Annotated in this window: 24 protein-coding genes; 5 read left to right on the forward strand and 19 right to left on the reverse strand. The window is 48.1% G+C overall.

All coding sequences use genetic code 11. The features are described 5' to 3' along the window. Nucleotides 1-67 precede the first annotated feature (67 nt). A complete protein-coding gene (locus tag WHS43_00670) occupies nt 68-886 on the forward strand; it encodes a hypothetical protein (GenBank protein MEJ5338153.1) in 819 nt (272 codons plus the stop codon). On the opposite strand, the gene WHS43_00675 is transcribed toward WHS43_00670, so the two are convergent. From WHS43_00675 to WHS43_00710, 8 genes are all read right to left on the reverse strand, one after another. Continuing rightward, a complete protein-coding gene (locus tag WHS43_00675) occupies nt 878-1,603 on the reverse strand; it encodes a ZIP family metal transporter (protein MEJ5338154.1) in 726 nt (241 codons plus the stop codon). The two genes, WHS43_00670 and WHS43_00675, sit on opposite strands and share 9 nt — an antisense overlap. Continuing rightward, entirely contained in the window at nt 1,600-1,785 is a 186-nt protein-coding gene (locus WHS43_00680) for a hypothetical protein (protein MEJ5338155.1), read from the reverse strand. The genes WHS43_00675 and WHS43_00680 overlap by 4 nt, the downstream gene beginning before the upstream one ends. Before the next feature lie 41 nt (nt 1,786-1,826). Beyond that, complete coding sequence (gene pyrE, locus WHS43_00685) at nt 1,827-2,369, reverse strand: orotate phosphoribosyltransferase (protein MEJ5338156.1); 543 nt, start codon at nt 2,367-2,369, stop codon at nt 1,827-1,829. After that, nucleotides 2,362-2,865, reverse strand: coding sequence for a 3-isopropylmalate dehydratase small subunit (gene leuD, locus WHS43_00690; protein MEJ5338157.1), 504 nt, complete (start codon nt 2,863-2,865; stop codon nt 2,362-2,364). Before leuD ends, pyrE begins: the two co-directional genes overlap by 8 nt. A gap of 8 nt (nt 2,866-2,873) precedes the next feature. Continuing rightward, nucleotides 2,874-3,296 (reverse strand): PIN domain-containing protein, encoded by a 423-nt coding sequence (locus WHS43_00695; protein ID MEJ5338158.1) that lies wholly within the window; start codon nt 3,294-3,296, stop codon nt 2,874-2,876. Then, the gene (locus tag WHS43_00700; protein MEJ5338159.1) at nt 3,265-3,609 is read right to left on the reverse strand and encodes a hypothetical protein; all 345 of its coding nucleotides are present in this window, start codon (nt 3,607-3,609) and stop codon (nt 3,265-3,267) included. Before WHS43_00700 ends, WHS43_00695 begins: the two co-directional genes overlap by 32 nt. A gap of 1 nt (nt 3,610) precedes the next feature. Further along, nucleotides 3,611-3,877 (reverse strand): hypothetical protein, encoded by a 267-nt coding sequence (locus WHS43_00705; GenBank protein ID MEJ5338160.1) that lies wholly within the window; start codon nt 3,875-3,877, stop codon nt 3,611-3,613. An 87-nt stretch (nt 3,878-3,964) separates the two neighbouring features. Then, entirely contained in the window at nt 3,965-6,256 is a 2,292-nt protein-coding gene (locus WHS43_00710; protein MEJ5338161.1) for a DNA topoisomerase (ATP-hydrolyzing), read from the reverse strand. Between WHS43_00710 and WHS43_00715 the strand changes: the two genes are divergently transcribed. Together WHS43_00715 and WHS43_00720 are read left to right on the forward strand one after the other, a co-directional pair. Next, the gene (locus tag WHS43_00715) at nt 6,255-6,689 is read left to right on the forward strand and encodes a toprim domain-containing protein (GenBank protein ID MEJ5338162.1); all 435 of its coding nucleotides are present in this window, start codon (nt 6,255-6,257) and stop codon (nt 6,687-6,689) included. The two genes, WHS43_00710 and WHS43_00715, sit on opposite strands and share 2 nt — an antisense overlap. Continuing rightward, a complete protein-coding gene (locus WHS43_00720) occupies nt 6,631-7,134 on the forward strand; it encodes a hypothetical protein (protein ID MEJ5338163.1) in 504 nt (167 codons plus the stop codon). Before WHS43_00715 ends, WHS43_00720 begins: the two co-directional genes overlap by 59 nt. On the opposite strand, the gene rnc is transcribed toward WHS43_00720, so the two are convergent. Genes rnc through acpP form a run of 3 tightly spaced genes read right to left on the reverse strand, consistent with a single transcriptional unit; the run spans nt 7,112 to nt 9,262 of the window. Further along, entirely contained in the window at nt 7,112-7,816 is a 705-nt protein-coding gene (gene rnc, locus WHS43_00725; protein ID MEJ5338164.1) for a ribonuclease III, read from the reverse strand. The genes WHS43_00720 and rnc overlap by 23 nt on opposite strands. Next, on the reverse strand, nt 7,788-9,026 hold the full coding sequence (gene fabF / locus WHS43_00730) for a beta-ketoacyl-ACP synthase II (protein MEJ5338165.1): 1,239 nt from the start codon (nt 9,024-9,026) through the stop codon (nt 7,788-7,790). Before fabF ends, rnc begins: the two co-directional genes overlap by 29 nt. After that, nucleotides 9,026-9,262 (reverse strand): acyl carrier protein, encoded by a 237-nt coding sequence (gene acpP / locus WHS43_00735; protein MEJ5338166.1) that lies wholly within the window; start codon nt 9,260-9,262, stop codon nt 9,026-9,028. Before acpP ends, fabF begins: the two co-directional genes overlap by 1 nt. Before the next feature lie 63 nt (nt 9,263-9,325). Here acpP and WHS43_00740 point away from each other — a divergent pair, with 63 nt between their 5' ends. Beyond that, a complete protein-coding gene (locus WHS43_00740; GenBank protein ID MEJ5338167.1) occupies nt 9,326-10,078 on the forward strand; it encodes a YebC/PmpR family DNA-binding transcriptional regulator in 753 nt (250 codons plus the stop codon). On the opposite strand, the gene WHS43_00745 is transcribed toward WHS43_00740, so the two are convergent. The 4 genes from WHS43_00745 to WHS43_00760 are packed head-to-tail and all read right to left on the reverse strand — an operon-like array spanning nt 10,075 to nt 12,369. After that, nucleotides 10,075-10,917 (reverse strand): UbiA-like polyprenyltransferase, encoded by an 843-nt coding sequence (locus WHS43_00745; GenBank protein MEJ5338168.1) that lies wholly within the window; start codon nt 10,915-10,917, stop codon nt 10,075-10,077. The genes WHS43_00740 and WHS43_00745 overlap by 4 nt on opposite strands. Beyond that, nucleotides 10,914-11,330, reverse strand: coding sequence for an archease (locus tag WHS43_00750; GenBank protein MEJ5338169.1), 417 nt, complete (start codon nt 11,328-11,330; stop codon nt 10,914-10,916). Before WHS43_00750 ends, WHS43_00745 begins: the two co-directional genes overlap by 4 nt. Beyond that, complete coding sequence (dapB, locus tag WHS43_00755; GenBank protein ID MEJ5338170.1) at nt 11,327-12,121, reverse strand: 4-hydroxy-tetrahydrodipicolinate reductase; 795 nt, start codon at nt 12,119-12,121, stop codon at nt 11,327-11,329. The genes WHS43_00750 and dapB overlap by 4 nt, the downstream gene beginning before the upstream one ends. Beyond that, nucleotides 12,118-12,369, reverse strand: a complete 252-nt coding sequence (locus WHS43_00760; GenBank protein MEJ5338171.1) for a hypothetical protein — start codon at nt 12,367-12,369, stop codon at nt 12,118-12,120. The genes dapB and WHS43_00760 overlap by 4 nt, the downstream gene beginning before the upstream one ends. Before the next feature lie 40 nt (nt 12,370-12,409). Here WHS43_00760 and leuS point away from each other — a divergent pair, with 40 nt between their 5' ends. Then, the gene (gene leuS, locus WHS43_00765; GenBank protein ID MEJ5338172.1) at nt 12,410-14,248 is read left to right on the forward strand and encodes a leucine--tRNA ligase; all 1,839 of its coding nucleotides are present in this window, start codon (nt 12,410-12,412) and stop codon (nt 14,246-14,248) included. Here leuS and WHS43_00770 read toward each other — a convergent pair. From WHS43_00770 to WHS43_00785, 4 genes are all read right to left on the reverse strand, one after another. Beyond that, a complete protein-coding gene (locus tag WHS43_00770) occupies nt 14,239-15,192 on the reverse strand; it encodes a hypothetical protein (protein ID MEJ5338173.1) in 954 nt (317 codons plus the stop codon). The two genes, leuS and WHS43_00770, sit on opposite strands and share 10 nt — an antisense overlap. After that, nucleotides 15,189-15,731, reverse strand: a complete 543-nt coding sequence (locus WHS43_00775; GenBank protein ID MEJ5338174.1) for an FMN-binding protein — start codon at nt 15,729-15,731, stop codon at nt 15,189-15,191. Before WHS43_00775 ends, WHS43_00770 begins: the two co-directional genes overlap by 4 nt. 114 nt (nt 15,732-15,845) lie before the next feature. After that, nucleotides 15,846-17,246: a DUF3373 domain-containing protein gene (locus tag WHS43_00780; protein ID MEJ5338175.1), complete on the reverse strand. Its 1,401-nt coding sequence runs from the start codon at nt 17,244-17,246 to the stop codon at nt 15,846-15,848. Nucleotides 17,247-17,349: 103 nt separating this feature from the next. After that, a complete protein-coding gene (locus WHS43_00785) occupies nt 17,350-20,907 on the reverse strand; it encodes a cobaltochelatase subunit CobN (GenBank protein ID MEJ5338176.1) in 3,558 nt (1,185 codons plus the stop codon). Nucleotides 20,908-20,909 lie beyond the last annotated feature (2 nt).

The following is a 20,909-nucleotide window of genomic DNA, read 5'->3' on the forward strand; positions in this document are numbered from 1 at the left end:
TAAGCTTATAAGGTTGAAATCCCATGAGTCCTTACTAAAATTATGCTTAAACTCAGGAGGTGGAGCTATGAGAAATATAGCCCTTATGGTAACATTGCTTGCAGGAATCTCCTTTTCCCAGCAGATAACCATGAAAAGACCTCCAAAGTCTCTGGACAGATACTATCCTCCCCAGTCTCAAAAAATGGAGTATCTTTCCAACATGCACACCATGAGCACAGCCTTTCATGGAATCACTCTCAACATCAACGAAGGCAAATGGGAAAGGGCTCTTGAATGGGCAAACCAGCTAAAAAGAACTTACGAAGAATCTGCAAGAATGGTACCTGAATGGAAAGACTACTTCAAGCCAGCACTGGCGGATAGCCTCATAAGGGCTGTTCAGTCAAAGAATGTGGATGCGGTAATAAGAGCATCAAGGGAGCTGGGACAGACCTGTAACAAGTGTCATCAGGAAAATCAGGCAGTTGTAAAGCTCTACTACCATTTTCCGAGGTATGATAACATAACCCTCGAAGACCCTGTGGAGCTTCAGAATTTAAAGACCAGAGATTACATGAAGAAGCTCTCAGATTCCATGAAGTCTCTCAGAATCTTTCTGGTTCAGGGTGAAGTTGCAAAAGCAAGAGAGCATGGAGATAACTTTGTTGAAAGGGCAAAGCAGCTAAACACCATGTGCACCAAGTGCCACACATCAAAGGCTTCCGTGGAATCCCTTGCAGGAAGGGAATATCTTGCCGCCCTTGACAACCTTCAAAAGGCACTGAACGCACCCCAGGTAAACAGAGATGTGGTCTTCAGACATCTTTCAGAAGTAGGTCAGTATTGCTACAGGTGCCACAATGTGCACCTTATACCTGTTCTGGTGCAGGATGCTCTAAAGTGAAGTGTCAAGAAAGAGCATGAGCAGAAGGCCCAGAAGGAAAGCGAGGGTTACCTGCGTGTGTTTGCCCTCTGCATAAGCTTCTGGAAAAACCTCCTTTGCGGTTATGTATACCATGGCACCGCCACCAAAGCCAAGGCCCATTGCCAGAAAACCTTTAAAAACCTCAAAGAAGGCATACCCTGCGAGGGCAAAGAGGGCTTCAAGAAGACCGCTGAGAAAGCCAGCCCACAGAGGCATGAGCATTTTACCAGTGATTACCATGAGAGGAAGACTGACTACGAAGCCCTCAGGCACATCTTGAAGGGCTATGGCTATAGCAGTTTCAATGCCTTTCTCTGGAGAGTAAGCAGAGGCTATGCCCACGCTCAGACCCTCCGGTATGTTGTGAATTATTACTGCAAGCACTATGAGGTAGAGCCTGCCCACTCTCTGAGGTGAAAAACCCTCCACACCCTTGAGAGTATGCTCGTGGGGAACAAGGTTTTCTAAAAGAGCCATAACAGCAAAGCCCATAACAATACCAAGGGCTACATCAAAAAAGCTACCCACCTCAAGCCCGGGCAGTATGAGGCTCGTAAAGCTAGCAACCAGCATGACCCCACCTGTAAAGGATAGGCTCACGCCAACGCTCAGAAAAGGCTTTCTGAAAACCACAGCGAGCAGACTTCCCAGAAAGGTGCCGGCAAGAAGAAGAGAAGATACAAAAAGTATGCTCATGCCTCGTCTTCTTCTGTGCTTTCGGTAAGTGCTTGGGTAAGGCTGTATGGGCAGGCTACAAAGGTATAGAAGAAAAAGCTTATAGCTTCAGAGGACTTCTCCATATCTCCAAGCCAGAGCTTTATCCTCACCCTTGCGTAATCCCACGCCCTGTCAAGCTCCTTCTCAAGCCTCTGCCTCATGCTGGGTACAAGCTAAAGCTCCTCTTTCATAAAGTCTTATTTTACAGGAGCTCAGAAAGTTTAAAAAGGGAGTAAACCTCAAGACCTTCCCTCTGCAGGTTTTCTCTGCCCCCTTCTTCTCTGTCCACCACCGCATACACGCAGAGCACCTCATAACCCTCCCTTCTGCACGCCTGAACTGCTTTGAGGGCAGAACCTCCGGTGGTTATCACATCCTCCAGCACCACTACCCTGTCTCCAGACTTTAAGAGCCCCTCCACTTGCCTGCCAGTGCCATGAGCTTTTGGTTCTTTTCGGACCACAAAGGGCTTTATGGGGTCTCCCTCAAGGTATGAAACCATGCTTACTGCATAGGCTATGGGGTCTGCACCGAGGGTAAGTCCGCCCACGCCATCGGGTTTTAATTCTCTCAAGCTCTCATAAAGCACCCTGCCCAGAAGATACACACCCTCCGGGTCAAAGGTAACCTGCTTGAGGTCTATGTAATATCTGCTGAGCCTTCCAGAGGATAGTTTAAAGACCGGCTGGTCTGAGACTCTCAAAGACCTTTCCCTTATGAGAGCCTTGAGCCTTTGTCTATCCATTGGCTTTTAGCTTTTCCTTGGCATACTCCATAAGACCACCGGCTTTGAGTATTGCCATCAGCGTCTCTGGAAACCTCGTAGCCTGATACTCCTTGCCAGTGGTGAGGTTTCTGACTATGCCCTTTTCCAGGTCCACTTCCACCTCATCACCCTCTCTTATCTCATCCACAGCATCAGGCGCCTCCACTATTGGCAGGCCTATGTTTATGGAATTGCGGAAGAATATCCTTGCAAAGGACTTGGCAATTACTACGGGAACACCTGCATACTTTATGGCTATGGGTGCATGCTCACGAGAGGAACCCGCACCGAAGTTCCTGCCCGCCACTATGATGTCACCCTCTGTGTGCTCCTTTGCAAACTCGGGATGCTCTGAGTCTTCCATCACATGCTGGGCAAGCTCGTAGGGGTCGGAGGTGTTGAGGTATCTGGCTGGTATTATCTGGTCTGTATCCACGTTGTCTCCAAACTTCCAGACCTTTCCTCTTATAAGCATGATGTTTATTATAACCTACCGGAAAGCTCTCTCATCTTCTGATTTAGTTTTTCATCAAAGGATAAAACCTCTATCCCATTATCAAGAGCATACAGAATAATTAGCCAGTCGTTGTAGTTGAGATCTGGGAAATCCAGAATGCTATCCACTACCCTCGGGTGATAGTTCTGTGACGGATTCTCTTTTATAAGCAGGGCATCCATATATTTCATAGCTTGGAGGGCTTTTTTGCAGTCATAACCTCTTTCTCTACATCTTCTCGCAATAACAGAATAAGCCTCTCCAAGCACCGGTATAAGAATTGAAAGTTCCTTATTTTCAGAAAGGGAAAGGAGGGCATCTTTTGCCCTCCCATGATGGGCATCTCTCTGGTCTATGAAAGCAACCAGCACATTTGCGTCAAGAAGAATAGAGTTTCTTCTCCTCCTCAACCGCATCGCCTCCAATGCTTAAACTTCCCGCCAGCATCCTCAGAACGTCTGATTTTCTCATAACAGGTATATCAAACTTTCTCAGTATGTCCACCGCATACTTGGTGGTAATGTCCTGCAGAGTGAGCCCTGTACCCTTTGAAGTGAGCACGTCCTCCACAAGTCTCTTGGCTGGAACCAGCCTACCTTCTACCAGGGCAAAATAATCTGTTCCCTTATAGATTTCATATTCCTTCTGAGCAGACCTTATTATGTCTTCGTAGCTTATTTCAACTGTCTTACCTCTTATTCTAAAAATTTCACTGACTTTCATATTATACCTTTTTCACCCTTATCCCAAGCTGTGCAGCAACCATACACGCATCTTGCGTAGTAAAACTGCTAACTTTATTCCCACTCCGTTTAAGAAGTTCAATAACGAACTTCCTAAGCGGTACACAACGATTTAAGTTTCCCAAATTAATCTCTGCAAAGTATTTCAATTTGCTGTGGCCTAGACTAGAATATGCACAAAGTGCAGCTATGGGTATTTTCTGCAAATCTACATATGCTGAATTGTTTCTAAAAGTGACTTTTTCCATTTTCACACCTCCTTAGTTTTTACTACTCTATAATGTAATAACTTCGGTTTACTTTGTCAAGACCTTTCACATATACGGGAGTTTGCCCTATCCTTTTACCACCACCCTTATGAGCCTGTCCCCCTCCAGATCCCACCTTCTCTTTGCCCTCTGGTCAAGCCTGCTCAGAGGCAGGTCTTTCTCTTCAATCCTGTCGTAAAAGACCTTGCCTTCCCCGCTCACAAGCATAAGCTCAACGGAGCCTATCAGCGGCACCACATCTGAAAGCCTTTCCCTTGAGGAGCCAAGGATTTCCACACCCTTGGTGTATCTGCCCCTTTGTGGGATTTCCTGCAGAGATACCTTCTTGATACTTCCATCCTCCGTTATTACCAGCAGGTTTTCTGCTTCTCGCAGAGCCCTTATGCCCACCACCCTGTCTCCCTCCTCAAGCCTTATTCCCTGAACTCCCTTTGAACCAGTGGTTGCAGGCGGAACTTCGCCCACAGGAAATCTCAGAAGCCTTCCCCTGTATGTGAACAGCAAAAGGTCCCCCTCTTCAGGAGCCTGAACCACCTTCACAACCCTATCTTCTTCAGAGAACTTTATTATCTGCATTCCCTGAGACTTGTATTCAAAGTCAACAAGAGGTATCTTTTTCACATAGCCCTTTTCTGTAGCAAGAAGTATTCTTCCCTCCATACCAGAACGCACAAAGGCGCCCACTATCTTCTCTTCCGCTTCTTTCAGAGACAGGATACTTCCTCTGAGAGCCTGAGAGCCTGCTATCCAGTAAACTCTCCCCCTGTCGGAGACCATAAAGAGCCCGTCGGTGAAAGGCACATCCAGAATGTTTACCACCTCTTCGCCTTCTTCCATCTCTTCAAGAGGCACGACTCTTCCTCTGGCATATACCACCACTGTGAGACTGCCCTCTTCTGGAGTCTGAAGTCCCTCAACCAGAGTTCTTCTTGGAGTGCTGTAAGATTTTGAAATTTCCTGCATCTCTTCTATAAAGACCCTTATCCTTTCTTCTTCCTTCTCCACCAGCCTTGTGTAATACTCTATTTTCTGTCTGAGTTCCTTCTCCTCCTCTTCCAGCCTGCTTCTTTCAAGGGATGTGAGCCTCTGAAGCCTCATGTCAAGGACTGCGTTTGCCTGAGCCTGAGATAGTCCGTAATTTTTCATGAGCCTTTCTCTTGCTTCCTGAGTATCTGTGGAGCTCCTTATGTCCTGTATAACATTGTCAAGGTTTTTGAGGGCTATGAGGAGACCTTCCACTATGTGGAGTCTTTCCTTTGCCTTCTGAAGGTAAAAATTGGACCTTCTTAATATAACTTCCAGTCTGTGCCCTATAAACTCCTGAAGGAGAGCCTTTATACCAAGGAGCTTTGGCTCCCCCCTCACCAGCACCACAAAGTTCAGAGGGAAGTTTTTTCTGAGGGCTGTATGCCTGTATAGCTTTTCAAGAACCTTCTCACCCTTTGCCTCACGCTTGAGTTCCACCACTATTCTTATGCCCTCTTTGTCAGACTCATCCCTTATATCGGATATTTCCTTTAACCTTCCCTCTCTTGCAAGGTCCGCCATGCGTTTTATGAGCTCTGCCTTGTTTACCTGATAGGGTAGCTCACTTATTACAATTTGCTCCTTTCCCCCCTGAAGCCTTTCCACATGAGCTTTTGCCCTTATACGCACCTGTCCCCTGCCCTTTTCGTAAAAATCCACCAGCTCTGAGTAGTTTTCCACTATTCCGCCAGTGGGAAAGTCAGGACCCTTTATGTATTTCATGATTTCCTGGGTGGTTAGCTCAGGGTTCTTTGCAAGCTCTATAAGAGCCTGACATACTTCTCTGAGGTTGTGAGAGGGTATGGAAGTGGCAAGACCAACCGCAATTCCGCTTGTGCCGTTGCACAGAAGGTTTGGAAATTTTGAGGGCAGCACCGAGGGCTCAAAGGTTGAGCCGTCAAAGTTGGGGACAAAATCCACCGTGTTTTTGTCTATGTCTTCGAGGAGCTTTACCGCATAACGGGAAAGCTTTGCCTCCGTGTATCTCATGGCTGCAGGCGGGTCCCCGTCCACAGAGCCAAAGTTTCCCTGTCCAGTTATGAGGGGATAGTTCATGTTGAAGTCCTGAGCCATACGCACAAGGGCTTCATAGACTGCCTGGTCTCCATGCGGATGGTAGTATCCAAGCACCGCACCCACAATTCTGGCACTCTTGACAAAGGGCTTTTCAGGATAAAGCCCCATGTCGTGCATGGCGTAGAGTATCCTTCTCTGGACGGGCTTGAGACCGTCCCTCACATCCGGGATAGCCCTGCCCACAATAACGGACATGGCATAGTCTATGTAGGATTGCTTGACCTCTTCCTCTATGGGGACAGTTATGACTTCCATGAAGTTGAAAATATTATACCACCTTGACCTTCTTTTTCTCAAGACCCATAATAAAAGCATGCTGGAGGAATGGAGAAGAAAACTGCGTGAAGCTTCTCAGGGCAGAGCTGTCCTCGTGGAGGGCAAAAGGGACAGATGGGCTCTTCAGAGGTTTGGAATTAAAAATGTATTCACCCTTGAGGGCAAAAGACTGTCAGACCTTCCAGACCTTCTAGAAGACTTTAGAGAAGTTGTGCTCCTCTTTGACCTTGACAAACATGGAGAGAGGATAAACACAAAGGTTAAGGAAATTCTGGAAAAACAGGGCTATATTTTAATAGAGGATTTCCGTGAGGAACTTAGGAACAAGGGAATAATTTACGTGGAGGACTTACATGGAGAAGTCGGCGGTCCTGACTGCTCTACTGGTGCAGGACAGGCTTATAAGGCTTAACATGCAGATGCTGGAAGGGGTTCTTAGAGAAATAAGGGCAGATGTGGAAGAATTGAATCTACTTGCCGAAGCCTGCCTTTCTGAAGATGAATACAGAAGATACAGGGATATAGTTCTCAAGGTGGAAGCAGACCTGTTGACCAAGACTTCTGAGATCGTGGACCACATATACGACATATACGAGGTTTTTAACTTTGACATAACCTTCTTATCCACGCTGCCGGAAGAGCTGGGAAGAGAGATAGAAAGGCTGGATGCGGTGAACTCAATAAATTCAAAGCTTGAGCTTATAATCACCATAATGGATGAAATACTCCTTGTTGCAGAGGAAAGCCCGAAGATGTTTGCCATACTGACTCCCTTCAGGGTTTACAGGGAGGTAATAAAGCAGGGCATTGAGTTTAACAGAAGGCTAAACGAGCTCAGCCTTCAGAAGACAGGATAAGCTCAAGAACCTTTTTTGCCGCGAGCTGTTGCGCGGACTTCTTGCTCTTCCCCTTTGCCGTCGCTCTGAATTCCCTTATGCTGCACTCCACCTCAAAGACTCTGCTGTGATGGGGACCCTCCGTGCTTACAACACGGTATACAGGTCTCTCTTTCCAGCGTCTCTGGGTCTCTTCCTGAAGGAGTGTTTTATAATCCCTCTTGTAGTCTCTGCTTCTGACAGCAGATACTATCTTTTCCCTGTAGAGGTTGTTAAAGAGAGATTTAACGAAATCTGCAGACCTGCCACAGTCAAGATATACCGCAGCCCAGAGGGCCTCAAAGGTGTCTGCCATCAGCGACGAACTCAGATGGTTGTTCCTCCTCCTGCCTCCGTAGAGTATGTGCATGTCAAGGGAAAGCTCCTCCGCAAGCTCGTGCAGATAGTCTTCACTGACAAAGTAGGACTTCATCATGGCAAGTTCACCCTCAGAAGCCCCAGGAAATTCAGAAAGAAGAAGGTCAACAACGAAGAAGTTTATAAGAGAGTCTCCTAGAAATTCAAGGGTCTCATAGCTTTTGAGCCCATGCTCCCCGGCGTATGACTTGTGGGTGAGGGACTGAATTAGAAGCTCGGAGTTGTTAAAGGTATAGCCCAGCCTTTTCTGAAGGTCTTCAAGGTCTTTTAAAGAGGAGACAGGCATTGGTTCCACCAAAACCGAAGGAATTTGAAAGGGCATAATTTACCGAATAGCTTATTGACCTGTTGGGCACATAGTCAAGGTCGCATTCAGGGTCCGGGTTTTCAAGGTTTATGGTGGGCGGTATAATGCCGGTTTCTATGGTCTTTACTGTTGCTACCGCCTCCACAGCCCCTGCAGCACCAAGGAGATGACCTATCATGGATTTGTTGGAGCTTATCTTGAGCCTGTAGGCATGTTCTCCAAAGAGTCTCTTTATGGCAAGGGTTTCAGATTTGTCGTTAAGTGGTGTGGATGTGCCGTGGGCGTTTATGTAGTCTATCTCCTCAGGTCTTACTCCTGCATCCTCAAGGGCAAGCTTCATACACATGTAGGCACCCTCACCGTCCGCACAGGGCGCTGTTATGTGATAGGCATCGTCGGTGGCACCATAGCCCACAAGCTCTGCGTATATCCTTGCACCTCGTGCCTTTGCATGCTCGTATTCTTCCAGCACAAGAATTCCCGCACCCTCACCCATCACAAAGCCATCCCTGTCCCTGTCAAAGGGTCTTGAAGCTTTCTGGGGCTCATCGTTCCTCGTAGAAAGCGCCCTCATGGAAGCAAAACCAGCCACACCCAGAGGAGTTATGGCGCTTTCGCATCCACCGGCTATTGCCACATCAATGTCCCCCTTCTGTATGAGTCTCATGGCATCACCTATGGCATGGTTTCCCGTGGCACACGCGGATACCACGCAGTAGTTTGGTCCCTTAAAGCCAGACCTTATGGCCACAAGGCCGCTTGCCATGTTGGAGATGCCGTAGGGTATGAAGAAGGGAGAAACCCTCCTGGGACCCTTTTCCATAAGCACCTTTTGCTGTTCCTCTATGTCCCTGAGCCCACCTATGCCAGTGCCTATTATCACGCCCACTCTGTATGGGTCAACCTTGCTCTCTAAGATTCCGCTATCCTTTATGGCTTCTTCTGAAGCAGCAACTGCAAACTTTATAAAATCTGAGACCTTCTGAACATCCTTTCTGTCAAAGTATTTCTCAGGGTCAAAATCCTTAACCTCACCTGCTATATGAACGGAAAGCCCTATCTCAACAGGGTCAAACCTCTTTATTGTATCTATACCGCTTACGCCAGCCACAAGATTTTCCCAGAACTTCTCCACACCGGTCCCTATGGGGGTTACAGCCCCGAGACCTGTTATCACAACGCGGCGCATCAGCCCTTTACTCTCTCCTTGAGGTAGTCCATGACATCCCCTACAGTTCTTATCTTCTCTGCATCTTCATCAGGTATTTCAATGCCAAATTCTTCTTCAAAAGCCATCACAAGCTCCACCACATCCAGAGAATCTGCACCAAGGTCTTCCACAAACTTAGCTCCAGGATTTAGCTTGCTCACTTCAACACCAAGCTGGTCTGCTATTATTTCTTTTATCCTCTGCTCCAGGTCCATTTTTTACCTCCTGTATATTGTGTGTATGGATATTATACCACAAACCGGGCTATAATATTTAACATGGCAGGACACAGTCACTGGGCGCAGATTAAGCACAAGAAGGCAAAGATAGATGCACAGAGGGGCAAGATATTCACAAAAATAATCCGTGAGATAACCGTTGCAGTTAGAGAAGGAGGACCAAATCCTGAAACGAACCCCAGGCTAAGAACCGCCATAGAAAATGCCAGAAGGGTCAACATGCCCACAGATACTATAGAAAGGGCAATAAAGAAGGGAACTGGTGAACTTGGTGGTGAAAACTATGAAGAAGTGCTGTATGAGGGCTATGCCCCAGGCGGTGTGGCTCTTATGATACTCACCTTCACAGACAACAGGAACAGAACAACCTCCGAGGTAAGGCACGTGCTTTCAAAGCACGGGGGAAACCTTGGCTCTTCTGGATGTGTTTCTTTTCTTTTTGACAGGGTAGGAATCATTGAAGTGCCAAGGGAGGGCATGAGCGAGGAGGAGATTTATGAAAAGGCTATAGAGGCTGGTGCTGAAGATATTGAAGCGGGAGAGGTTGCCTATACCCTTTACACAAATCCTGAGGAGCTGTACTCAGTTAAAGAAGCCCTTGAGTCCATGGGGCTTCAGATAGAAAGGGCAGAGATAGCCTATAAGCCAAATACACTTGTTCAGGTTCAGGATTCAGAAACAGCAAAAAAGGTGCTTAAGCTGCTTGATGCTCTGGAAGACCTTGATGATGTTAAAGAGGTAATAGCCAACTTTGATATACCAAAGGAATTAATGCAGCAGGTCAGCCTCTAAAGAAGCCTGTCAAGCAGGACAACTACAAAAAACACAAGGCTTATGTAGCCGTTCACCGTGAAGAAAGCTTTGTTTATCTTTGAAAGGTCGTTAGGCTTTATAAGATAATGCTCGTAGTAGAGAAAGCCAGCCACTGCAAGAAGCCCAAGGAGGTATAAAACGCCCAAAAAATCAACTCTGAACATAAGCACCAGCAGGAAAAGAAAAGTGAGAGCGTGAAAAAACCTGGCAAACCAGATAGCTTTTTCAATTCCATATCTTACCGGTATGGACTTCAAGCCATAGCTTCTGTCAAAGTCATAATCCTGAAGAGCATACAGCACATCAAAGCCCGCAACCCAGAAGCCCATGGCAAGACCAAGGATTATGGCATTGAGGGATACACGCTCATTGAAGGAAACATCCACTGCCAGAGGCACCAGAAAATAGACCAATCCAAGCACAAGATGTGGATAGTATGTGACCCTTTTTGCATAGGGGTAGAACCAGAGGAGAAAGAGAACTACAGGTGATAGAAGAAAGGCATATAGGTTAATCATGAGTGTGGAAAAAACAAATAGCCCTGAGGACAGGAGCACGAGCCTTTTTATGCTCTCCTCTGAAACCTCACCCCTTGCGTGAACCCACCCCCTTGTGCGTGGATTGAGCCGGTCTGCTGGTAGGTCTATGAGCCTGTTGAGGGCCATTCCTGCAGTGCGGGCGCTTATAAAGGCAAGAAGAACCCAGAAAAGCCTCCACAGAGAAGGCATCTGCTGATAGAGCAGAACTATACTTGCGAGCGCAAAAGGAAGGGCAAAGATGGTGTGTTCAAACCTGGTGAGTTCAAGGTACTTTCTCATATATCAAATATCACCTCCGCCACCCACAGGTCTCCTTCCCTCTCCACCCTAAGGTCGTGGTAAGTTGCCGCCTTTATCACGAGCTTAGATTCGTGCCTGTCAGGGTCAAACCTCTCGCCCAGAAGCCTTACTCTGGCGTAGTCTTCTTTCAGCTCAAGAACTTCGCATTTTGACGCTACGAAGAGCTCCGCCTCGTGGAGGACAATCGCCGAGTTTATTATGTCCGGAAGAAGAAAGGGCAGCTCTGAAGAGGCCTCAACTATCTTCTCTTCCTCCGGTCGAACTGCCTCTATGGGCGTCATCTCGTTGAAGGTAGCGAGTATGCTCTTGCACAGAAGCTCTTCGAGGCTATGGGCTCTTACCCTTATGCCTGCATCCGCCGTTATGCGGTCTATGGTCTCATAAAAGCTCATAGCCCCAGAACATCAGACATGGAATACCAGCCTGGAGGCTTGCCCTTTATCCATCTTCCTGCCTCAATGGCACCCCTTGCGAATATGTCCCTTGATGTCGCTCTGTGAGTGAGCTCAATCCTTTCACCATAGCCCAGGAAGTAGACAGTATGTTCACCCACTACATCTCCACCCCTCAGAGCCATAACCCCAACTTCTCCAGCCTCCCTTGGTGTTATTCCATCTCTTCCGTGCACCTTCCTGCTCAGGTTCATCGCCTGAGCAAGTATCTCTTCAAGCTTGAGGGCAGTCCCGCTGGGCGCATCCTTTTTGTAGCGATGATGAATTTCAAGCACCTCCACATCAAAGCCCCTGTTTTTAAGAACAGTGCCGGCTAACTCCACAAGTCTGAAAAGCAGGTTTACACCAAGGCTCATGTTGGGAGAGAGTAGTATGGGGCCACGCTCTGAATAGGGTTTGAGTTCTTCAAGCTCCTGCTCCTTAAAGCCCGTTGTCCCGATAACCACCCCCTTTCCTGCAAGGGCTGAGAGCTTTGCATGGGATATGGCCGCTGTAGTGTTCCCCGAAAATTCTATAACCACATCACACAGGGCAAGCACATCTTCAAGCCTTGAAGTAAGAGGAAGACCTTTCAGTTCTTCTATTCCGGATGCTTCACCCAGGTCCTGTGACCTCACGCAGTCTGGATGTTCCACCCCCGCAACCACCTGAAAGTCCGTATATTCAAGGGACAACTTTAGAATACTCTTTCCCATCCTGCCGAGGGCACCACAGATAACGGCCCTTGTCATTCTTCCTCCTCTTCACCAAATATCATATCTTCAAGCTCCTCAACTGCATCCTCTGCCTGGTCTGGAGGAACTACAGAAGGGTAGAGGGCAACCTGAATGCCTTCGGTGAAGAGAAATCTGCTTATGATTTCCTGTAGCTTTTCCAGTTCTTCGGGACTCAGGTCTCCCCTTATGCTCTCCTCCACGGGCTTGCTGGTGAAGAAGAAGCCTACAAGACTGAAGGGGACTGCGTAAAGTTGTTCTTCCATGACACGCTCCTTTGAGTTTTGAAAAATTATAATATGAACTATGGACTACAGACCGCAAGAGATAGAAGCCAAATGGCAGAAGATATGGGAAGACATGAAGACCTTTGCATCAAAAGAGGAAGGAAACAAATCCTACGTGCTTGAGATGTTTCCCTATCCATCAGGCAGGATTCACATGGGGCATGTGAGAAATTACACCATTGGGGATGCTATTGCACGCTTTCTGAGGTTCAGGGGATATTCTGTCCTCCATCCCATGGGCTGGGATGCCTTTGGACTACCTGCAGAGAACGCCGCCATAAAGCATGGCTTTCATCCTGCAAACTGGACATACCAGAACATAGCCTACATGAAAAAGCAGCTCAAAAGCCTTGGCTTTTCCTACGACTGGAGCAGGGAAATCGCCACCTGCAGTCCTGAATATTATCGCTGGAACCAGTGGCTCTTTTTGAAGTTTTACGAGCATGGGCTCGCCTACAGAAAGTCTGCAGAGGTAAACTGGTGTCCCAACGATGAGACGGTGCTTGCTAACGAGCAGGTAGTTGATGGAAGGTGCTGGAGGTGTGGCACTCCCATAGTGAGAAGAGAGGTGCCCTCCTGGTATCTGAAGATTACCGCCTATGCGGAGAGGCTTTTAGAGGACCTAAAAGAGCTTGAGGGTAGGTGGCCCGAACGGGTGATAGCCCAGCAGAGGAACTGGATAGGAAGGTCTGAAGGAGCAGTGCTCAAGTTTTTCGTGGAAGACATCCCCATAGAGGTCTTTACCACAAGACCAGATACGGTTTTTGGTGCAACCTTTGTAGTGCTGGCTCCCGAACATCCTCTGACCCTTGAGCTGGCAAAGAAGTCTGAAGACTACCAGAGGGTGAGAGCCTTTGTGGAAAGGATGAAGCAGAAGTCCACCAGGGAGAGGGGAATTGAAGAAGAAAAGGAAGGTGTGCCACTGGGCGTGTATGCAACAAACCCGGCCACAGGGGAGAAAATACCCGTCTGGACCGCCAACTACGTGCTATACGAATACGGCACTGGCGCCATAATGTGTGTGCCAGCCCACGACCAGAGGGACTACGAGTTTGCGGTCAAATACGGACTACCAATCAGGCACGTGATAAAGCCCAGGGAAGGAGACCTCCCGGAAGGCAGAGCCTACGAAGAACCGGGAGTGCTCATAAACTCAGGACAGTTTACGGGCATGGACTCTCTGGACGCAAAGAAAGCCATCACCCAGTGGCTAAAAGAGAGGGGTCTTGGAGAATTCAGGATTACCTACAGGCTCAGAGACTGGAACATATCTCGTCAGAGATACTGGGGCACTCCCATACCCATAGTCTACTGCGAAAACTGTGGAACTGTGCCTGTGCCAGAAGACCAGCTTCCGGTGCTTCTGCCAGAAAGGGTGGAGATAACAGGACATGGGAACCCTCTTGAGAAGGTGCCAGAGTTTGTCAATACCATCTGCCCGAAGTGCGGAAGACCTGCAAGGAGAGAAACGGACACCATGGACACCTTCTTTGACTCAAGCTGGTATTTCCTCAGGTTCTGCGACCCAGTAAATTCAGAAAAGCCCTTCGCACCGGAGAAGGCCGAGTTCTGGATGCCTGTAGACCTCTACATTGGTGGTATAGAGCATGCGGTCCTTCACCTTCTTTACGCACGCTTTTTCCAGAAGTTTCTGTATGACCTTGGACTGGTAAAGGACAAAGAGCCTTTTCTTAGACTGGTCACTCAGGGCATGGTGCTGAAAAGGTGGGTGAGCGTGGAGAGGTTTCTTGAACATCTGAGCAGAAAATACGGCGTCGATTCCGCTGAAGACATTGAACTGGAAGAGCTTGTAAAACTCATAAAGATTGACATGGGTAAGGGTAACTTTCAGAGATGAAGCCCTGTGTATCCCTCCCTTTTAACAGAAGCCACAAGGAGAACAATTGAAGCAAAAAGGGCACATAGCTGAAAAGACCAGAAGCTCATGAACTTCAGATAAGCAAAAGGCGAACCCCCATACAGGAGTAGCAGACTTGAAAAATTATCCAGAAAGGAGAAAAGAAAAACAAAAAGGCCAAGCGTAATACTTTTTTTCCTGTCAACACCCGCAAAAGGTAGCAGATGAATCAGAGCAAGAGAGTAAAGGGCCATAGCCAGAATATGGGGGTAGAAAACCTTGAAAACACCCTCAAAGCTTTTGGGCTTTAGAAAAAGCTCCGGATTGCCCAAGAAGTAATCTCTTATTCCCTGAACTCCAAAACCCATCTTTGCGTGAAAGTTCACAAAGTTAGAAAGAATAAAAAAAATGGAAAAAAAGGAAAAAAGCAGGCTAAGGACTTTTAACATAGAGACCTTTGGAGGTTTCATGTTACCAAAAGATAGCTTCCATCCTGTGTATATCAGCATTATTGCTAGTAGAATTTGATAGAGCACAAAAAAGAAAAGCTTTAACCATACAACCCAGAAAGCATTCAGTAGTAATATTAAGAAGTCTACAGAAAGGTAAGAAAGAGCAGAAATACTGACCAGCAACACCAGAAGTCTTTTAAAAGCGCTGTTTGAATTAAAAAGGGAAAAGACAGAAGAAAGCGTCAGTATTATAAAGCCATGAAGAAACACACCCACATGGAAGTCTTCAGAAATCTGAGCTAGAGAAACCCTTTCAGGAAACTCAGGGTCCATGAAGAAGTATTTCACCAGGCTGTTGTAAGAAAAGCCATATTTGGAGTAAAAGTGAAGCCAGGAAGCCAGCCAGAAAAGAGTTGTAAAAAGGAGAAAAAAGATAACCGCATAGTATAGAGGTTTATTCCTTCTTATGTCTGCGGATACAAAAAATCTCACCTCTGCACTCCAAAAAGCACCTGCCAGAGGGCAAGCACCTTTCTGGCGTTGTCCGTTATGGCTCTGGCGGTCAGGGTTGCCCCAGTTATGTTGGGTATGTCCCTTCTAAGCCTTACGGGGTCTTTTGAGAGCTGTTTGCCTGCAAAGAGCCTGAGCCAGTTGTCTTCTGGCATGTATTCAAGAGGCTCATAAAAGGCGAGCACTTCCACCACATCAAGCTTGCCGTCGGGAGTAATCGTGTAGAGCACCACTTCGGGGTGGGTTCTGACCCTGTGCATGTCTACATAGCCGTAGGCTATTATCTGCCCGCCTTTTCTGACTATATACCAGGAGGCAAGCCTTGACTCCATCTTTGCGCCCGATATCTTCTGAACCTCCTCCACCTGCTCTCTGGTGAGAGTTATGTTTCTGACCTCTATCTGGGAGCCGGGGTATATCTGAGACAGTGCCTGCTCCGGTCTCCTGAACTCCTTTGCCCATAAAAGGTTTAAGAATAAGAGCACATGGATAAAAAAAAGCACAGAACTCACCAAAGCCATCTCAGCCTCCTGAACTTTCTCATAAATTCTATTCCATAAGCCATAACTTTAAAGACCTTGTTTTTACACTAAAAGCCCCTCCCCGCAGGGAGGGCACAACACAAGGAAGAGCCATCAGAACATAAAGCCGAGGGTGAGCCTGTATTCGTTCTCATCCTTTCTTGGAGAGCTGTAGTTGAGCCTTGCATAGTCTGCCTTTATGGCAACAAGTGGGTGGGGCTTGTAGGAGAGTCCGAGGTTGTAGACCTTCAGCTTATGACCGCTGGGCTTGAGGAAACCAGAGGGCACTTTGCTGTGGGTGTCAAAGTCCTCGTATATGCCAAAGACGTAGAGCTCCTGATTCTCTGGCCCAAATAGCCTGAAAAGGTCGTAGGCGACCTGCACATAAAAGCCCTTCTGCTCCTCTGGCATTATGTTGTTTCTGTTGGCACCGGTGTTGGGGTTTTGTATGTTGTTTCCAAAGAGATCTCTGGACATCTTCAGGGCATCATCAGTCTTTACTAAGGCCCCCACGAACCTTATGTCCCATCCCGCATGTTGCCACCAGAGGTGAGGTGAAAACATGGTCAGCGAGCCAACCTTTGAACCTCTTCTCAGACCCAGCTGAGAGTCTGAGCCACCCTTAGACTGAACATCTGCATAGACAAAGGAACCTCCCACTCTTAGGTTGAGGGGAAGGTTTATGTCAACTCTTCCAGTAAATCCAAGCCTGTCCGCAACCGCCCTTGCCCCCCTCTGTCTGACGGTTTTTAGGGGCTCGGTTACATCGTAGTCGCCACCACCTTTCAGCATAAGTCCGTTTATCACATAAAACCTGTAGTCTACTGGACCAACGGCTCCGTAAGCTCCAAGACCCATCTCTTCCCAGGTAGACATCATTATTCTTCTCTCAAAGAAAGGCCTTTCTGCGGAGGGGAATGTAGGAGACTCATGCACTTCGTTCACTATACCCACGGGCATGAGAAGAAGTCCTCCCCTGACCCCGAACTCAGGTCTGAACTGATAGTCCAGATATGCAAGCTCTGCCTTGAAGTATCCTCCACCAGTGCCATGTCCTGCCGAGGTTGATGCATGCTCCAGCTCAAGTTCAGAATTAAACTTCAGCTTCTCATCAAAGGCATAACCAAGGTAGAGGATTATCCTCTGCATGTTGGCTATGGACTTGGCTCCACCCCTTGCGTTCACATCGTTATGTCTGAAAACGAGCTCACCATAGCCACCTATGGAGACACCCCTTGGGTTGAAGTGCACCTTGGACGCCGCAGGACCAAGACCAGAGTAGGACTTAATCTCAAGTTTTGGCATGGCAATATCAAGCCTGAGCTGTCTTATCTCCTCCTTGAGGGCTTCAGTTTCCTTCTTTGTCTCTTCTGCCTTCTTCTGTTCTTCTTTGAGCTTCTGAACTTCCTGCTGGAGCATTCTTATCTGCTCCTCAAGCTGACGTATCCTGTCCTCCGCCGGCTGGGCAAAGACTGTGGTTGATAGTAGGGCAGTGGCTAAAAGAACTCGCTTCATGCCTGACCTCCTTACATAGAAATTGAAATTTTATCGCAAGATAGTATACAGAAAGTGAAACCCACTGTCAATATGATGGTTGTCAGCTTGAGTTAGCATACTTCTATGCATAGCTTCTTTTTCTCAAACCTTCAAACAAGCCTGCCAGATATGGTATCAAAAGAATCACGCTCAGAAGCCAGAAACCAGAGAGAGTATGGATCTGTCCCACATCATGGATAGTGCTGACCCTCTGCAGCAGTGCGCCCCTTACAGATGGCTCGTAGCTACCGGCTCCCGCACGGGAAGAAGGCACGACCGGTCTGCCAGTGCCGTAGCCTGCCATAGTGATGCCCTGGGATAGCCTTTCCTCTATTTGCTTAGAGGCTGAGGAGTTTTCTCTGAGCCACTTTTTTGTGCCCAAGTTGTATTTGTCCTGGAGATAGACCTCTCTGAATTCTTTCCAGATGGGGTCTCTTACCACCTGAGGTGCCACCACCTGCCAGCCGTAGAGGTTGTTAAGGGTGTTTAAAAGCTCGTTGACGCCCGAGTAGCCTTCTTTCATAAGGGCTTTTACGTATTCTGGGTTGAGGTATCGGGCTCTTACTTCCTGAAGGAGGAACTCCTCTGCGGTCTGCACCTTTGCGGTGCTTCTAAGGTTGGCTATAAGCACCTCTGGCTTTCTACCTGAGAGCACCTCCACTGTCAGAGCAAGACCCCCAAGATACTGGAAGGGGTCGTCGGTGGTGAGCATGCCATATAGGTTGGAGCTTCTTGAGAGAAGCACCGCATCCGTATCCTTGAGGTTTTCCTCAAAAAGCCCATGCACCTTCTGCGAGTGAAGTCCCTCGTCGTAGGCAAAGCCCATCCTGTGCAGGAAAAGCCCCGAAAGTTTTTTCTTATCCTTTGTCTGGAAGACCGCATCATCCAGCCCAGAGCCGTAAGCTCCGCTCTCGTTGGAAAAGCTCCTTATAGTGGCGAGCCTCTGAGCCTGCTCATGAGGGTAGCCCTTTTTAAGAAGCATCGCCATCAGTTTTTGTGTGTTCTGCCTTACGAAGTTCTCCTCTTCCTCAAGCTCTGCCACAAGCCTTACTGCCTGATTTATCAGGTTCATTAGGTTTGGAAAGTGGTCCCTGTATAGCCCCGTGGCAGATACCACCACGTCTATGCGCGGACGCCCGAGTTCTTTCTTAGGTATTATCTCAAGCCCTACCACCCTTCCACCATCATCCCACCTTGGTCTTACACCAAGGAGGTAAAGAACCTGAGCTTCCACCACACCAAGGTGTCTCATGGTTTCCACAGACCACAGAGTAAAGGCAACCTTCTGAGGATATCTTCCGTGCCTTTGGTGGTAGTCTATGAGCCACTGGTCTGTGATTTCCACCGCAGTTTTCCATGCCTGAGGTGTTGGCACACGCTGTGGGTCAAAGCCGTAGAGGTTTCTACCCGTAGGCAGGCTGTCGGGGTTTTTTATGGGGTCTCCACCAAAAGAGGCAGGTATGTATCTGCCCTCAAGGGCTGAAAAGAGAGATACAAGCTCCACGCCTGCGTCAAGCCTTCTGTAGAGGTCTATAACTGTCTCACAGTATGCGTCTGGAGAGCCTTCCATGCATTGAAGCACCTTTGCAAAGGCTTTGGAGCTCTTTATCTTGTCTACGGGTTGAGCCATAAACTCCTCATAGGGTTCCTTTTCCCACATTTTTATCCATTCCCTGCCCAGCATCTGCAGTATGGTGAGGGCAAGGAGTTCTGCGTCCTTTGTCTTGCCAAAGGTGTGAAGCCCCAGAGGCACATTCTGAGTGGCTATTTCGTGTATGTGGTTGTGGAGTTTTTCAGAGAAGCTCTCAAAATCTTTCAGTATCTGGGTGGTGTTTTTATAGCCCAGGTCTCTGGCTATGTTTGCCCTCATGGCTTTTTGAGCTATCTCCCGCCTTATGGTCTCTTTCAGTCTTCCCTCTGACTGGGCTTCCTTGTGAAGTAGCTGGTGAAGTTCTTCCAGCTCTCCGTAGGTGCCAGAGGGTGCAAAGGCTGGGGTCTGATAAGAGATGATAAGGGCTCTGCCCCTCCTTCGGGCGTTGAGGGCTTCTCCCACGTTGTCTACGATGTAAGGGTATATGACGGGCTTTGTGCCAAGGGTGAGGTAGGGGTAATCCCACAGGTCAAGGCCTCTCTCCTTGCCGGGCGTCCACTCCTGAGTGCCGTGGGTGCCAAAGTGCAATATTGCATGGCTGTTTTTCTGCAGGTAAAGGTAGAAGGCAAGATAGTAGTGAGAGGGTGGAATCTTTGTGCTGTGGTATATCTCTTTACTCCTTAGGTAATCCATGCCTCTGGGTGCAAGGGGCAGGAGCAAAAAGTTGCCCGATTTAAGCACAGGAATGGTGAAACATCCCTTCTTAAGGTATGGGTCCCTCTCCGGTCTTCCCCAGTAGCTCTCTATGTCCTTCCTGACCTTTTCTGGAAGGCTCTCATACCAGTTCAAGTATTCCTCAAGGCTCAGACAATCAAGAAGGTCTGTACTCACGGGCTTTGAATAGTAAAGCCCTATCATTTGGGTGAGCTTTGACTGCAGGTCTCTCTCTGAATAGGTTTCAACCCTGTAGCCCCTGTCCTTTGCGGTTTTCAGAAGTAGTTCAAGGCTTTTTATGACGTTCAGGTTGGAGGCAAGGATGTTCCTCTCTCCGGGCGGGTAGTTGTAGTAGACTATAGCTATTTTTTTCTGGGAGTTTTCAAGGCTCTGGAGGTCTCTCCAGGCTTTAGCTCTCTTTACCAGATTTTCCACCATATGGAGCAATGGCTCTTTGAGGGGTTGGTCTGCACCCACCACTGTGGGGTCGATAGCCCCCATATACTCTGGCAGTGTGAAGTGGAAGGGTATTGAGGTTACTGAAATGCCCTGGGGGTTCTTTTTCCAGTCTTCTTTTCTGCCCCTGTAGGTGATACCCTGAAGCACTGGAAGAGCCAGTTCTTCAAAGGCTTTCTTTTCTTCTTCGTATGCAAAATACATGAGCCTGAGGTTAACAACCACGGAAGGGAGTGGTCTTCCCTCTAAGATGAGTTTGTGAAGATGCCTTCTGAGCCCCTCAGTCTCTGGATAGTAGAAGCCCACCGCAGGCAGGCCCTCTCTTTCTGACTGAACTATGATGCTGTCTACAATGGCGGTGTTCTCCGCCACCAGGTCTGAGCGGTGAAAAAGCACGAGCAGTGGTTTTTCAAAGTCCTGAGGCAGATTTTCCATCACGCCCCTTGCAGGATGGTAAAAACCCACCGCAGGAAGCTCTCTGGGTGGCCCTGCAGGCAGACCTGCAAAAGCTTTGAACATGTTTTTAAAGTTTTCCCTGCCACCTGAACTGTAGTAGGGCAGGAGCTTGCTCAGAACCTGCGGGTCTCCTGCGGTTGGAGGGCTCAGAAACACCAACCTTTTGCCAGTTAGCTTTTCCTGAAGGGCTTTTCTTATCTCCTCAGGAGGCGTATCCACAAGGTAGATGTCTGCCTCTGGCAATTGCAGGCTTTTGAGGTCTTCCGCCCTCAGGTATACGCCCTGCACTTCAAGACCCACCTCCTGTGCACTCTGCAGGAGAAGGTGGAGTTTTCTGGGAGGGTTTGGAAAGCTCACCACGAGCACTAACTTCTGGGCAAAGCCAAAGCTCAGTAGAACCAGTAGTAGAAAAAGGAGCCTCATGG

The organism is Aquificaceae bacterium, assembly GCA_037481935.1.
Lineage (GTDB): Bacteria > Aquificota > Aquificia > Aquificales > Aquificaceae > Pampinifervens.

Excerpts from the sequence above, each read along its gene's own strand:
- rnc (MEJ5338164.1), bottom strand. The coding sequence starts at position 7,816 with ATGCCTGTCTCCTCTTTAAAAGACCTTGAAGACCTTCAGAAAAGGCTG.
- WHS43_00785 (MEJ5338176.1), bottom strand. The coding sequence starts at position 20,907 with ATGAGGCTCCTTTTTCTACTACTGGTTCTACTGAGCTTTGGCTTTGCC.
- WHS43_00775 (MEJ5338174.1), bottom strand. The coding sequence starts at position 15,731 with ATGGCTTTGGTGAGTTCTGTGCTTTTTTTTATCCATGTGCTCTTATTC.
- WHS43_00720 (MEJ5338163.1), top strand. The coding sequence starts at position 6,631 with ATGGAGAAGTCGGCGGTCCTGACTGCTCTACTGGTGCAGGACAGGCTT.
- WHS43_00675 (MEJ5338154.1), bottom strand. The coding sequence starts at position 1,603 with ATGAGCATACTTTTTGTATCTTCTCTTCTTCTTGCCGGCACCTTTCTG.
- acpP (MEJ5338166.1), bottom strand. The coding sequence starts at position 9,262 with ATGGACCTGGAGCAGAGGATAAAAGAAATAATAGCAGACCAGCTTGGT.
- dapB (MEJ5338170.1), bottom strand. The coding sequence starts at position 12,121 with ATGACAAGGGCCGTTATCTGTGGTGCCCTCGGCAGGATGGGAAAGAGT.
- WHS43_00740 (MEJ5338167.1), top strand. The coding sequence starts at position 9,326 with ATGGCAGGACACAGTCACTGGGCGCAGATTAAGCACAAGAAGGCAAAG.
- WHS43_00705 (MEJ5338160.1), bottom strand. The coding sequence starts at position 3,877 with ATGGAAAAAGTCACTTTTAGAAACAATTCAGCATATGTAGATTTGCAG.
- WHS43_00670 (MEJ5338153.1), top strand. The coding sequence starts at position 68 with ATGAGAAATATAGCCCTTATGGTAACATTGCTTGCAGGAATCTCCTTT.
- leuS (MEJ5338172.1), top strand. The coding sequence starts at position 12,410 with ATGGACTACAGACCGCAAGAGATAGAAGCCAAATGGCAGAAGATATGG.
- WHS43_00780 (MEJ5338175.1), bottom strand. The coding sequence starts at position 17,246 with ATGAAGCGAGTTCTTTTAGCCACTGCCCTACTATCAACCACAGTCTTT.
- fabF (MEJ5338165.1), bottom strand. The coding sequence starts at position 9,026 with ATGCGCCGCGTTGTGATAACAGGTCTCGGGGCTGTAACCCCCATAGGG.
- WHS43_00750 (MEJ5338169.1), bottom strand. The coding sequence starts at position 11,330 with ATGAGCTTTTATGAGACCATAGACCGCATAACGGCGGATGCAGGCATA.
- WHS43_00715 (MEJ5338162.1), top strand. The coding sequence starts at position 6,255 with ATGAAGTTGAAAATATTATACCACCTTGACCTTCTTTTTCTCAAGACC.
- WHS43_00710 (MEJ5338161.1), bottom strand. The coding sequence starts at position 6,256 with ATGGAAGTCATAACTGTCCCCATAGAGGAAGAGGTCAAGCAATCCTAC.
- WHS43_00760 (MEJ5338171.1), bottom strand. The coding sequence starts at position 12,369 with ATGGAAGAACAACTTTACGCAGTCCCCTTCAGTCTTGTAGGCTTCTTC.
- WHS43_00700 (MEJ5338159.1), bottom strand. The coding sequence starts at position 3,609 with ATGAAAGTCAGTGAAATTTTTAGAATAAGAGGTAAGACAGTTGAAATA.
- pyrE (MEJ5338156.1), bottom strand. The coding sequence starts at position 2,369 with ATGGATAGACAAAGGCTCAAGGCTCTCATAAGGGAAAGGTCTTTGAGA.
- WHS43_00680 (MEJ5338155.1), bottom strand. The coding sequence starts at position 1,785 with ATGAGGCAGAGGCTTGAGAAGGAGCTTGACAGGGCGTGGGATTACGCA.
- WHS43_00745 (MEJ5338168.1), bottom strand. The coding sequence starts at position 10,917 with ATGAGAAAGTACCTTGAACTCACCAGGTTTGAACACACCATCTTTGCC.
- leuD (MEJ5338157.1), bottom strand. The coding sequence starts at position 2,865 with ATGCTTATAAGAGGAAAGGTCTGGAAGTTTGGAGACAACGTGGATACA.